Consider the following 11,960-nt stretch of genomic DNA (forward strand, 5'->3'; position numbering starts at 1 on the left):
GCGTCCTCCTGTCACTCACCCGGACAGGAGGCGCGCCGTGGAACCGATGAAGCCGATGGAACCCATGAAGCCCATGGAACCGATGAAGCCGATGAAGGGCATGGAGCCGTTCTGGCCGAAGGACCTGGGCGATCCCTCGACTGCCGTGGAGCGCGCGCGGCACCTCCCTGACCATCCGCTGGGCGATGCTGGCCACGACGAGGTCCACGCCGATCGAGGCCATGCGGGCCGCCGCATCGGGCGCGAGCTGCGGGCTGACGCGGATCAGTTCCTGGATGAACGTGAACGCCAGCGCGGTCGAGGCCAGGTCCGACCCGACCGTCAAGGCCGTATAGAGCCGCGTCGAACCGAGGACGTTCTCCAGGCGCTCCCGGGGCAATTCCAGGAGCAGGGATCGACTGCTCGCGCTCGACGTGTGGACGGCCGGCCTCTGATCCAGGATGACCATGTCGCCGGCGCCCGCCACGGCGTCCCGACCGTCCTGAAGGGCGGTCGCCGAACCGGCGAGATTGAGGATCACGGCGACCCCGACGTCACGGTCCCCACGCCGCATCAGGTCGCTGGTCGTCTCGTTGCGCACCGCATCCTGGGTGACGCGGGTGACGTGGAGGGGACCGACGCTGGCGATCTCGAGCTTGGCCGCGAACGGGCCGTCGTCGAGCCGGCTGTGTTCGACCGTCGCGCCGAACCCGATCAGCGCGTCCTGCCATAGCCTGAAGCTGTCGCGCGGATGCAGTCCCGCGGTCGAGAACAGTGTCTGCATGCAATATACGTGCGCCTCGCCCCGTGTAACGGCGGAGATGTTCGCTAGCGTACACAGCGCGATTTTTCAAATCAGGCAACAACTCAACTTATAATTGTCGGCATGCGGTCCGACATTGATGATGGCCCGATCTTCGATCGTAGAGGTATGACAGCGGCATGCCTGTCGGCCGCCGCCGGGTCGTGGACACACAAGCGTGACTCACGGCCAGTCGTCGCGACCACGTGTGACCCGCCGACGACGCGGTGATCGCCCGGAGGACTTCGCGTCACCGCGGCCGTGAGACGTCGCTGGCCCGGCGACGATGGGCAATCCGGCGGCGGTCACCATGCGCCGGCAGGCCACGGAGCCTGGCTATCCGCGCGGGGCCGTGCCATGGGCAACGCGGTGATCGATCAACCCGCCCCCGTCCCAGCGATGTCCCTGACAGGCTTGGGATGGTCCGTCTTCTTCGAGGATCAGCGCGAGCCGCACGAGGCCGATCTGGCGGCCATGCGGATCGCCACGATCCACCGCGCGCGCCTGACCGCCCTGTCTACCGCCGGACCCGTCAGGCTGTCGCTCCCGATCCCTGTCAACACCGGTGCGTTCGCGGTCGGCGATTGGGTCCTGGTCGATCCCGGGACCCAGATTCTGCAGCGCCGCCTCGACCGAAAGACCGTCCTGGAGCGGCGCGTCGAGGGCAGCGCGTCCCTGCAGGTGGCTGCGGCCAATGTCGACACCCTGTTCGTGGTCACCTCGTGCAACGCCGACTTCAACCCGGCGCGGCTGGAGCGCTACCTGGCGTTGGCCAACCAGGGGGGCGCCGATCCGGTCATCCTGCTGACCAAGGCGGACCTGACCGACGATGTCGGCGCCTTCGCACGCCAGGCCGCCGCCTTGCAGCGCGGGCTGACCGTGCTGGCCGTCAACCCCCGTGACGCGGAGGCGGCGAGCCTGCTGGCCCCGTGGTGCGGCGCCGGGCGGACCGTCGCGCTGGTCGGCTCCTCCGGTGTCGGCAAATCGACCCTGGTCAACACCCTGACCGGCCCGGGCCAGGACGCGCCCCAGGAGACCGGCGGCATCCGCGAGCACGACGCGAAGGGGCGCCACACCACGACGTCGCGGTCGCTCCACGCCATCGCGGGCGGCGGCTGGGTCATCGACACGCCGGGCATGCGCACGCTCCAGGTCAGCGATGCCGCCGACGGTATCGCGACCCTGTTCGCCGAGATCACCGAACTCGCGCCGTCGTGCCGGTTCCGCGACTGCACCCATGCCCACGAGCCGGGCTGCGCCGTACAGGCCGCCGTCGCCGACGGACGCCTCGATCCCGATCGTCTGACCCGCTGGCGCAAGCTGCTCACGGAAAGCCGCGGGCAACCCTCAGCCGCCGTCGGGCCGCGCGGGCGCGGAAAGCCGCATCGCTAGAGCGCTCGCCGCCGAAGTGGAGACCGGTTCGGCGTCAGCGAGCGCGTGAAATCAGGGCCTTAGAGCCGAGTTCGATTGCAACGCCATCCGTTACGGCCCGCACCCCGAAGGCGAAGCGGGAGGCGTGGCGTTCCCGAGGCCGGCGACCCGATGTCGTCCTCGACCCCGCCGTGTCGGCGGTCGATATCCTGTCCCGTGGGCCGGCGGCGTTCGCGGTTTCTCGGATGCGAGGCCGCATCGAAGGTATCGGTGCTGCTGCTGCGCGGCGCTTCTTAGAAGCAATACAAAACATTGCGCTAGAAGTCGGGCATATGCCCCGTATAATCCGCAAGCACAGAAGAGGTTTCTGATGGATAACGGGTCGACGTTCGTCCAGGCCTTCACGATCCTGTTCCGGGAGGGGCTGGAAGCGTTGCTGGTGATCGCCGCGCTGGCCGCCTTCATGAGGCGCGCCGATGCCCATCACCGGATCGCCCCGATCTATCTCGGCGCGGGGGCTGCCATCCTGGCCAGCCTCGGCATGGCCTGGGTGTTCGAGACCTATTACGATGGCAACCACAACGACCTGATCGAGGCCGGCGTCATGCTTCTGGCCGCCGCCCTGATGTTCTACATGAGCGGCTGGCTGTTCCTGCGGCAGGATCCGAAGGCCTGGCAGGCCGATCTCAACCGCCTGGCCAGTCAGGCGCTCGGGGCCGGGACCGTGCTGTCCCTGGCCGGCATCGCCTTCCTGGCGGTGTTCCGCGAGGGGGCGGAGACCGTGCTGTTCCTCCACGCCCTGGCTCGGACCGTCGGCGGCTGGGACGGGTCGCTGTTCGGCGGGCTCGGCGCGGCGGCGCTCGCCCTCGTGGCCCTGTTCGTGGCGATGCAGTGGCTCGCGCTGCGCCTGCCGCTGCGGCCGATCTTCGTGCTGACCTCGGCGTTCCTGTTCCTGATGGGGCTGAAGCTGGTCGGGGCCGCGATCCAGGAATTGCAGGAGCAGGGGCTGGTCTCCGTGCATGATGACGGCGTGCCGGCCTTCGTGTCGGATCTCGGCTTCAACGGCAGCTGGGAGGCGTTGGGCCTCCAGGGCGCCCTCGTTCTGATTGCGGTCGCCGGCCTCCTCGTCCTCCGGGGCCGGAAAGCCGAGCCGGCGAACCGCGCCAGCCCGGCGGGATCACGCTGAGGCATCCCCGAGCCCGAGCGCATCTGCGGGGCCTGACCCGATAGCGACGGTCGCTGATCGGGCGGAGGCGCATACGGGATGAGCCCCCGGAGGATCGGGACGGGCCGCCGAGATCGGCGGCCGGCAGAGGACGCGCATTCCGTGAGCGCACCGCTCGATCGCCGTCCCGGACGCGTCCGATTCCCGGCCCGCCGCACCGCGAGCCCGGCCCAACGCCGCAGGCGGGAAAGGTTTCCGGATACGGTCGGTTTGCGGGACGACGTCACGAGTGCACGTATGAAACAGGCGCCGTTTTTCGAATCACCCCGCCGGGAGATCGCCATGAGAACGGCCGCATCCGAGACCCGCGCGTTCCCGCTCAGCGCCGGCATCCTGTTCGGGCTGGGGCTCGGCGGGTTCTTCGACGGGATCGTGCTGCACCAGATCCTGCAATGGCATCACATGCTGAGCAGCTGGTACCCGATCGACTCCATCGCCAATCTCGAGCTGAACACCCGCTGGGACGGGATTTTTCACAGCGCCACCTACGTGTTCGTGGTGCTCGGGCTGTTCATTCTCTGGCGCGCCGCGCATCGCGGGCACCTGTCCTGGTCGAACAAGCTGCTGGCCGGCTCGCTCCTGATGGGTTGGGGCCTGTTCAACAGCGTCGAGGGCGTGCTCGACCACCAGATCCTCGGCGTCCACCACGTCAACGAGGCGATGCCCCGGGACCAGCGGTTGTTCTGGGATCTCGGGTTCCTGGCCTGGGGCGTCGCGATGCTGATCGCCGGCTGGCTGCTGGTCCGGGCCGGTCGCCGGGAGCCGACGGCGTGAGGCTTCGGCGCGCCGCCCTGCCGGCGTTCGTCCCGTGGCTCGTCCTCGGCGCGGCGCTGATCCTGGCGACGATGCCGGCCTGGCGGCCCCTGGTCTTCGGCACCGCGCTCACCCTCGACGACCTGCTGAGCCTGCGCTGCCTGTCCGGCTGATCCTCAGGCGCCGACCTCGCCGAGCAGCGTCTGGACGAAGCGGCGGGTGCGCGGATCGGCGGGCCGGGCGAACAATTCGGCCGGCGGTCCCTGCTCCACCACGGTGCCGCCGTCGAGGAACACCACCGTGTCGGCGACCCGGCGGGCGAGGCGCAGGTCGTGGGTCGCCATCAGCATGGTCATGCCCTCGCGGGCGAGGCCGGCCAGCACGTCCACCACCTCGGCGGCGAGTTCGGGATCGAGCGCCGAGGTCGGCTCGTCGCAGAGCAGCAGGCGCGGGGAGGGGCCCAGCGCCCGGGCGATCGCCACGCGTTGCTGCTGGCCGCCGGACAGGCTGGCCGGCCAGGCCTCGGCCTTCTGGGCGAGGCCGACCCGGTCGAGCAGCTCCAGCGCCCGGACCCGCGCCGCGTCCTTCGGCCATTTGCCCACGGTGATCAGCCCCTCGGTGATGTTCCCGATCACCGTGCGGTGGGGAAACAGCTGAAAATTCTGGAACACCATGCCGGTCTGGCGCCGCACGGCCAGCACGTCCCGCCGGGCCGGCGGCGCGCCGGGCCGGAAGACGAGGCGCTGGTCGCCCAGCACCAGCGTGCCGGCCTGCGGGATCTCCAGCAGGTTCACACAGCGCAGCAGTGTCGACTTGCCCGAGCCCGACGGGCCGATCAGCGCCGTGACCTGGCCCTCCGGCACCGTCAGGTCGACGCCGCGCAGGATCGGGGTGTCGCCGAATCGCTTTTCGATGGCCTGGAGGGCGATCATGCCCGGGCCTCCAGGTAGCCGCCATAGCGCCCGAGCCGCCGCTCCAGCCGGCTCTGGAGCCAGGACAGGGCAGAGCACAGCACGAGGTAGATCAGCGCCGCCTCGACGTAGAGGATCAGCGGCTCGTAGGTGACCGCGACGATGCGCTGGGCCGCCTGGAACATCTCCGGCACCGTGATGGCGGCGGCGAGCGAGGTGTCCTTCACCAGGGCGATGAAGGTGTTGGACAGGGACGGCACCGCCACCCGAGCCGCCTGCGGCAGGATCGTGCGCCGCATCGCCTGGGCGGGCGTCATGCCGGTGGCGTAGGCGGCCTCCCACTGCCCCTTCGGGATCGACGCGATGGCCGCGCGCACGATCTCGGACGCGTAGGCGCCGATATTGAGCGTGAAGCCGATCACCGCAGCCGGGAAGGCATCGATCAGGATGCCGACGCTCGGCAGGCCGTAGAAGATCACGAACAGCTGCACGAGGAGCGGCGTGCCCCGGAAGATCCAGACATAGGTCCAGGCGAGCGCTGCCAGCGGCTGCGGCCCGAACAGGCGCGCGAGGGCGACCACCAGCGCCAGGCTCAACCCAAGCACGAAGGCGATCAGCGTCAGCGGTATCGTGAACCGGAGACAGGCCTCGAGCAGCGGCCCGAGCGACTGGAGCATGAGGTCGGGCCAGTGCGGCACGGGGCGGTGTTTCCTGCGGGATCGGGCGAGGGTCTATACGGGTTTGCGGCGCGGATCGCGCCGGGGATTTTTGGCGGCTCTGTCGGTTTTGGATCGCGCACGGTGCGACAGGCTCCCGGTCCGGCAATGCCACGCGCCCCTTCCTCCCCCGCAGAGGGGGGAGGAAGGGGCGCGTGTCCGGATGTTACCCTTACCCAGCGACGAACTATCTACTGCGAAACATCCGCCCCGAAATACGTCTGTGCGATCGCCGCGTAGCTGCCGTCGGCCTTGATCTCCGCGAGCGCCTTGTCGATCGCCGCCTTCAGGGCGGGATTGTTCTTGCGCAGGAGGATGCCGGAGGCGTCCGCGTCGTCCTTCTGGGCGACGATCTTCACGGGGGCGTTCGGCTGCTTCTTGTGGAAGTCGAGGAACGACACGTTGTCGTTGATGGTCGCGTTGGCGCGGCCGGTGACGACCAACTGGATCGACTGGTCGAACCCGTCGGTGCCGACTGGTTCGGCGCCGGCCTCGGTGGCCAGCCGCGCGAAGTTGCTGCTCAGGCTCTGGGCGGACTTCTTGCCCTTCAGGTCGGCGAAGGACTTGATCGTGCCGTTGTCGGCCCGGGTGATCACTACGGCTCGGGAGCGGATATACGGCTCCGAGAAGTCGAACTTCGCCTGGCGCTCCTTGGTGATGCTGACCTGATTGATCACCACATCGTAGCGCTTGGCGTCGAGCCCGGCGATCAGGCCGTCCCACTTGCCCTCGACGAATTGCGGCGTGACGCCGAGCTTCTCGGCGACCTTCCGGCCGATCTCCACGTCGAACCCGGCCAATGCCCCGGAGGCGTCGTGGAAGGAGAACGGCGCGTAGGTCCCCTCGGTGCCGATCCGCAGGGTCTTGGCGGTGCGGATCGCGTCGAGGTCCTCGGCCTGCGCCGATACGCCGAGGAGAAGCGTTGCGGCTGCGAAAACGGCCGCGAAGGAGGCAGAAACAACACGCATCACGATGAACTCCAGATCGATCGTCTTGAACCTCATCCGGACCGCCTGTTCGGAAGTCCGCGAAGACTTGGTCGGGACGGGAAAACCGGGCGGCTCGTCGCCGAGTCGTCACCGACGGCGCCAAACCAATGGTCTTATACCAAGCGTAGCCTTTGGCGCCTACGCCGCCCCGGGGCAGCTCCATCGCCGGAAAGCAAGGTTTTCCAAGATGCCGCGGGATTCCTGCGGATTGATTCTTCCGGTCCCTGAACCGCCCCAGCATTTCGCGTGGGGCGGACCGGCTCGGCAGCTTGAGCCGCCGATGGGACAAGACCTTGATCGGCAGATGTTTTCCGAGTGCTGGGCCCCGCTTCGCGACCTCGGATTAACCGGGGGGATGATCTGGCGCCGACCGGACATTCAAGCTGTTGGTAGGGAATAATATTTCTTGCGCCCCTTTCTGGTTGTCTTGATGGCGTAAGGCTTGCGCGACTCGGTTCGGCACCGCGCAAACACATCGCGCCTTTTGTCGAGCCCGCGCCGGGACGGGCGTTGATCTCGGATGATCCTTCGGCACAGTGCGCGCGTGTCGCCGCTCCGGGGCGGCCGCGTGTCCCCGGAGCCGGCCCGGACCGGTCTATTGCTGTGAGCCGGGGCGCGCGGCCCGCCCCGGCGGAGGATCGCGCATGAGCTCGACGGCCCAGCCCTACCGGGGCGTCTTCCCGGTCGCCCCCACGGTGTTCGACGCGTCGGGCGCCCTCGATCTCGACGGGCAGCGCCGGGCGATCGACTTCATGATCGACGCCGGCAGCCACGGCATCTGCATCCTGGCGAACTTTTCCGAGCAGTTCGTCCTCACCGACGCCGAGCGCGAGACCGTGATGCACGCGGTGCTCGACCACGTCGCCGGCCGGGTGCCGGTGATCGTGACGACCACGCACTTCGCCACGCAGGTCTGCGCCGAGCGCTCGCGCCGGGCGCAAGAAGCGGGCGCCGCCATGGTGATGGTCATGCCGCCCTATCACGGCGCCACGATCCGGGTGCCGGAACTCGGCGTCTACGACTTCTTCCGCGGGGTCTCGGACGCGATCTCGATCCCGATCATGATCCAGGACGCGCCGGTGGCGGGCACGCCGCTCTCGGCCGCGTTCCTGGCGCGCATGGCCCGGGAGATCGCGAACGTCTCCTACTTCAAGATCGAGACCCCCGGAGCCGCCGGCAAGCTCCGCGAGTTGATCGCGCAGGGTGGCGACGCGGTGGTCGGGCCGTGGGACGGCGAGGAGGCGATCACCCTGATGGCCGATCTCGATGCCGGCGCCACCGGGGCGATGACCGGCGGCGCCTATCCGGACGGCATCCGCCAGATCACCGACGCCTACGCGGCCGGCCGCCGGAGCGAGGCGCTCGACGCCTACGCGCGCTGGCTGCCGCTGATCAACCACGAGAACCGGCAATGCGGGCTCTTGGCCTGCAAGGTGCTGATGGCGGAGGGCGGCGTCATCGCCCACGAGACCGCCCGCCTGCCGCTCCAGCCGCTCCACCCCGACACGCGGGCCGCGCTGATCGAGCTGGCCCGACGCAACGATGCGCTGGTGCTGCGGTGGGGGCGGTGAGGTTTTTCGGCGTGAGCGCCGGCCGTGTCTGATACCAGCGCGGCTTTCCCTCCCCTCTGCGGGGGGGGGGAGGGTGGCCCGCGAAGCGGGTCGGGAGGGAGGATGCGGCGGTTCAGGCGCTTAATGCCGGCTCCCGCCCCAACACCCCCGACAGCCGCCGCACCGCTTCCCGCGCCAGCTCCGGGCTGATGGCGAAGCAGATGCGGACCAGGCCCTCGCCCGCGGGGCCGAAGGCGGTGCCCGGGGCGACGCCGACCTTTGCGTCGCGCAGCAGGCGGTAGGCGAGTTCGAGGCTCGGCTCGTCGCCGGCGATCCGGGGCATGAGGTAGAAAGCGCCGTCCGGCGGCGCCACCGTCACGCCGGGCAGGCGCGCGAGGCCTTCCACCAGGATCGCCCTCGCCTCGGCGCAACGGTCGACCATGGTGCGGATGAAGCCGTCGCCCTCGTCGAGCGCCGTCACGCAGGCGTGCTGGATGAAGGTCGGGATCGAGGTAGTGCTGTACTGCCCGAGCTTGGCGAAGGTCGGCGCCAGCCCCCGGGGGAAAATCACCCAGCCGGCACGCCAGCCGGTCATCGCCCAGTTCTTCGAGAAGGTGTTGGTGACGATCAGGCGGTCGTCCTCCGTGCAGATCTGCAGGAACGACGGCGCGATCTGGTTGCCGTAGGTGAAGTGCGCGTAGACCTCGTCCGACAGGATCCACAGGCCGCGCGCGCGGGCGAGGTCGCGCAGAGCCGTCATCTCGGCGAGCGGCATGGTCCAGCCCGTCGGGTTCGAGGGCGAGTTGACCATGATCACCCGGGTGCGCGGCGTCAGCGCCGCCGCGATGTCGGCGAGCGGCAGCGTGAAGCGCCCGTCCGGCCGGATCCGGTAGGGCACCGTCACCGGCACGCCGCCGGTGATGCGGACCGCCTCGGCGAGGTTCGGCCAGGCCGGGGACGGAATGATGATCTCGTCGCCGGGCTCCAGCAGGGCCTGGGCCGCCTGCATGATCGCGTTCATGCCGCTGGCCGTGACGGCGAAGCGGTCGGCCGGGACGTCCACGCCCCAGTGCCGGGCATGATAGGCGGCAAGCGCTGCCCGCAGCGCCGGCAGACCGAGCGAGGTGGTGTAGCGGGTGTGTCCGGCCTGCATCGCCCGGTGCGCCGCCTCGACGATGAAGGGCGGCGTCGGCAGGTCGCCCTCGCCGATCCAGAGCTTGACCACGTCGGGGTCGTCCCGGCCCCGATCCGCCACCAGGCCGATCTGGCTCGTGCCGATGCCTTGGATGCGCTCCGAGAGCGCGGCGGCGAGGTCGACGGGCGCGTCGAGGGATGCGGCGGCAACGGGTTCGGCCATGGGGCGACGGGTCTCGTGGTGTCCGGGCGCGGCGCGTCTCGCGGCGAGGCGGCCCGCGAGCGGGCACCCAGCCTGCCAAGTCCCGGCATTGGGGAATCGGCGCGAACGTGCCGCGTCCGGGCCCGCGCGTCCAGGCCCCGCGGAAGCGGCTACGGCCTCACCCGATGAGCGCGCGCCGGTAGATCGCGATCAAGGATTGCGCCGCGTGCTCGATATGGCCGCGCAGATGATCGGCCGCCGCGTCGATCTTGCCGGCCTCGCACAGGGCCAGGATCTCTCGGTGCTCCCGGTCGGCCCGGGCGACGCCACCGGTGGCCGAGAGCTGGAGCCGGGTCGGGCGGTCGCAATCCTGCAACAGGCCGGCGACGATGCTGAGCGAGCGCGGGCGGTCGGCATGCCGCAGCAGATCGAGATGGAAGCGCCGGTTCAGCTCGCCCCAGCGCAGGATCTCCCCGGCCTTCAGGGCGGTGCCGTAATCCTCGGTGAGGCGGTGCAGCGCCTGGATGTCCTGCCGAGAGAAGCGCCGTGCCGAGAGGGCCAGCAGCTCCGGCTCCAGCTGGACGCGGAGGGTGAAGATGTCCTCCACCTCCTCCACCGACAGGCCCGAGACCACGGCGCCGCGATGCGGCATGATCTTGATCAGGCCGGTGGCTTCGAGCTGCAGCAGGGCTTCCCGGATCGGGATCCGGCTGATCCCGAACTCCTCCGCCAGCGCGTCCTGGCGCAGTTGCGTGCCGGCCGGAAACTCGCCGATCAGGATCCGCTGCCGCAGCGACTCGGCGACGGCCGCGGCCACGGTCTTATGGACCAGCCGGTCGGGCGCGGATCGAACGTGAACCGCAGGGGACATCAGGGCCTCGAAGGACGAGGTATCGTGTGCGCGTGCCGAGGGCGGCGCGCTCGGTTCCCGAGCCGCTGCTCCGTTCGGCGCGGTGTGCAGGGCGGGGCTCGCAATCCGTCTCATCAGGCGGATGCGACCACGCGCGACGGCAGGCCTGCCCTCGAAACGGTTGCAGTATCGGTCAACAACTCATCCATCTGCACGGAGCGCCCATAATCAGCCTAACGGACGCCAGGATCGGACGTGTATCGACCGATGCCAGACACCGGCGCTTTCAAGAAAAGCTAGGTATCCAAAGCTTTCGTGACCAAGCCAGATACGATCGATCAAGTCAAGAATATGTGTATCAAATCATTCGAGGGGCAAGAATTGTACGTTTTTGACATAGCGGCGATCTTTCATAGCGATCGTCGGACAGGCACTTGACCCCGATGGGATTCCGCGTCGCGATGACCTGAACATCCATGCCGGGCTCCGCTGCCCCGTCGCGCCGGCCCGGCCCTATCGCGGCGCCGGGCCGGCCCAGGGCGCCTGGGCAAGCGTCTGCCCGAGATAGCCGATCAGCGCTGTGATCCGGGCCGGCCGCGGGTCGCCGGGGGGCGTCACGAGGTGCAGCGCGATCGGCGGCGGCGACCAGCCGGGCAGGACCCGCTCCAGCCGCCCGGACTCGAGGTCGTCCCAGATCATGAAGTCCGGCTGCAGGGCGAGGCCGAGCCCGGCCCGGAGCGCCGGCGCCAGGGCCTCGGCGTTGTTCGCCCGCAATTGGCCGCCGGGCACGACCACGGCCTCCGCGCCGGCCGCGTCGATGAACCGCCAGCGGTCGGGGGTGGGCAGGTAGGCGTAGCCCAGGCAGGCGTGGCGGGCGAGGTCGTCCGGATGCGCGGGGCGTCCGTGCCGGTCGAGATAGGCGGGGGTCGCGACCAGTGAGCGCCGGATCGCGCAGAGCCGCCGGGCCCGGAGGGAGGAATCCGGCAGGGCCGCGATCCGCAGCCCGATATCGAAGCCGCCGCCCACGAGATCGACTACCGCGTCCGAGAGGTGGAAGTCCACCGACACCGCCGGGTGCTGGCGGAGGAAGCCCGGCAGCAGCGGTGCCACGTGCATCACCCCGAAGGTCATCGGGGCCGCGAGGCGGACGAGGCCGCGCGGTTCCGCGGCGCCCGCCACGGCCAGCGCCTCCGCGGCCTCGCCCTCCGCCAGGATCCGCGCGGCGCCGGCCTTCGCGGCGTGCCCGGCCTCCGTCAGCGCCAGCTTGCGCGAGGTGCGGTTGAACAGCCGCGCGCCGATCCGAGCCTCCAATCGGCCGACCGCCTTCGAGACGGTGCCCTTCGACAAGCCGAGATCCTCCGCGGCGCGGCCGAAGGAGCCCATCTCCACCACCTTGGCAAAGACCGCCCAGGCCTCGAAATCGGGAAGCCGCATGAGTCGCATTCCGGAAACGATGGGTTTCCAGCGTTTCTATTTTC

General features: G+C 69.6%; 11 protein-coding genes and 1 pseudogene. 5 read left to right on the plus strand and 7 right to left on the minus strand.

Features of this window, described 5'->3' with window-relative positions; genetic code table 11:
• Positions 1-763: pseudogene (locus MKL09_RS16815) on the minus strand (hypothetical protein); the annotation flags it as partial.
• A 375-nt stretch (positions 764-1,138) separates the two neighbouring features.
• Here MKL09_RS16815 and rsgA point away from each other — a divergent pair.
• From rsgA to MKL09_RS16835, 4 genes are all read left to right on the plus strand, one after another.
• Positions 1,139-2,173 carry a ribosome small subunit-dependent GTPase A gene (gene rsgA, locus MKL09_RS16820; protein WP_244021953.1) on the plus strand — a complete coding sequence of 345 codons (1,035 nt, stop codon included), beginning with the start codon at positions 1,139-1,141 and terminating at the stop codon, positions 2,171-2,173.
• 349 nt (positions 2,174-2,522) lie between these two features.
• The gene (locus MKL09_RS16825) at positions 2,523-3,338 is read left to right on the plus strand and encodes an FTR1 family protein (protein WP_244021955.1); all 816 of its coding nucleotides are present in this window, start codon (positions 2,523-2,525) and stop codon (positions 3,336-3,338) included.
• Positions 3,339-3,659: 321 nt separating this feature from the next.
• A complete protein-coding gene (locus tag MKL09_RS16830) occupies positions 3,660-4,151 on the plus strand; it encodes a DUF2243 domain-containing protein (protein ID WP_244021957.1) in 492 nt (163 codons plus the stop codon).
• The gene (locus tag MKL09_RS16835; protein ID WP_244021959.1) at positions 4,148-4,303 is read left to right on the plus strand and encodes a hypothetical protein; all 156 of its coding nucleotides are present in this window, start codon (positions 4,148-4,150) and stop codon (positions 4,301-4,303) included. Before MKL09_RS16830 ends, MKL09_RS16835 begins: the two co-directional genes overlap by 4 nt.
• A 3-nt stretch (positions 4,304-4,306) precedes the next feature.
• Here MKL09_RS16835 and MKL09_RS16840 read toward each other — a convergent pair whose 3' ends face one another.
• The 3 genes from MKL09_RS16840 to MKL09_RS16850 form a co-directional block, all read right to left on the minus strand.
• A complete protein-coding gene (locus MKL09_RS16840) occupies positions 4,307-5,062 on the minus strand; it encodes an amino acid ABC transporter ATP-binding protein (RefSeq protein ID WP_244021960.1) in 756 nt (251 codons plus the stop codon).
• A complete protein-coding gene (locus MKL09_RS16845; protein WP_244021961.1) occupies positions 5,059-5,739 on the minus strand; it encodes an amino acid ABC transporter permease in 681 nt (226 codons plus the stop codon). The genes MKL09_RS16840 and MKL09_RS16845 overlap by 4 nt, the downstream gene beginning before the upstream one ends.
• Positions 5,740-5,948: 209 nt before the next feature.
• Positions 5,949-6,725, minus strand: a complete 777-nt coding sequence (locus tag MKL09_RS16850; protein WP_244021992.1) for an amino acid ABC transporter substrate-binding protein — start codon at positions 6,723-6,725, stop codon at positions 5,949-5,951.
• A gap of 665 nt (positions 6,726-7,390) precedes the next feature.
• Here MKL09_RS16850 and MKL09_RS16855 point away from each other — a divergent pair.
• Positions 7,391-8,317 carry a dihydrodipicolinate synthase family protein gene (locus tag MKL09_RS16855; RefSeq protein WP_244021962.1) on the plus strand — a complete coding sequence of 309 codons (927 nt, stop codon included), beginning with the start codon at positions 7,391-7,393 and terminating at the stop codon, positions 8,315-8,317.
• A gap of 112 nt (positions 8,318-8,429) precedes the next feature.
• On the opposite strand, the gene MKL09_RS16860 is transcribed toward MKL09_RS16855, so the two are convergent.
• The 3 genes from MKL09_RS16860 to MKL09_RS16870 all read right to left on the minus strand — a co-directional run bounded on the left by MKL09_RS16860 (position 8,430) and on the right by MKL09_RS16870 (position 11,916).
• Positions 8,430-9,653 (minus strand): pyridoxal phosphate-dependent aminotransferase, encoded by a 1,224-nt coding sequence (locus tag MKL09_RS16860; RefSeq protein WP_244021963.1) that lies wholly within the window; start codon positions 9,651-9,653, stop codon positions 8,430-8,432.
• A gap of 157 nt (positions 9,654-9,810) precedes the next feature.
• On the minus strand, positions 9,811-10,503 hold the full coding sequence (locus MKL09_RS16865) for a GntR family transcriptional regulator (protein WP_244021964.1): 693 nt from the start codon (positions 10,501-10,503) through the stop codon (positions 9,811-9,813).
• A 492-nt stretch (positions 10,504-10,995) separates the two neighbouring features.
• The gene (locus MKL09_RS16870; protein WP_244021965.1) at positions 10,996-11,916 is read right to left on the minus strand and encodes a LysR family transcriptional regulator; all 921 of its coding nucleotides are present in this window, start codon (positions 11,914-11,916) and stop codon (positions 10,996-10,998) included.
• Positions 11,917-11,960: the final 44 nt, after the last annotated feature.

This window comes from Methylobacterium sp. J-048 (genome assembly GCF_022829515.1).
Lineage (GTDB): Bacteria > Pseudomonadota > Alphaproteobacteria > Rhizobiales > Beijerinckiaceae > Methylobacterium.

Bases quoted from the DNA above. Each gene is read 5' to 3' on its own strand.
- rsgA (WP_244021953.1), top strand. From the start codon at position 1,139: ATGGGCAACGCGGTGATCGATCAACCCGCCCCCGTCCCAGCGATGTCC.
- MKL09_RS16825 (WP_244021955.1), top strand. From the start codon at position 2,523: ATGGATAACGGGTCGACGTTCGTCCAGGCCTTCACGATCCTGTTCCGG.
- MKL09_RS16830 (WP_244021957.1), top strand. From the start codon at position 3,660: ATGAGAACGGCCGCATCCGAGACCCGCGCGTTCCCGCTCAGCGCCGGC.
- MKL09_RS16840 (WP_244021960.1), bottom strand. From the start codon at position 5,062: ATGATCGCCCTCCAGGCCATCGAAAAGCGATTCGGCGACACCCCGATC.
- MKL09_RS16850 (WP_244021992.1), bottom strand. From the start codon at position 6,725: ATGCGTGTTGTTTCTGCCTCCTTCGCGGCCGTTTTCGCAGCCGCAACG.
- MKL09_RS16855 (WP_244021962.1), top strand. From the start codon at position 7,391: ATGAGCTCGACGGCCCAGCCCTACCGGGGCGTCTTCCCGGTCGCCCCC.
- MKL09_RS16860 (WP_244021963.1), bottom strand. From the start codon at position 9,653: ATGGCCGAACCCGTTGCCGCCGCATCCCTCGACGCGCCCGTCGACCTC.
- MKL09_RS16865 (WP_244021964.1), bottom strand. From the start codon at position 10,503: ATGTCCCCTGCGGTTCACGTTCGATCCGCGCCCGACCGGCTGGTCCAT.
- MKL09_RS16870 (WP_244021965.1), bottom strand. From the start codon at position 11,916: ATGCGGCTTCCCGATTTCGAGGCCTGGGCGGTCTTTGCCAAGGTGGTG.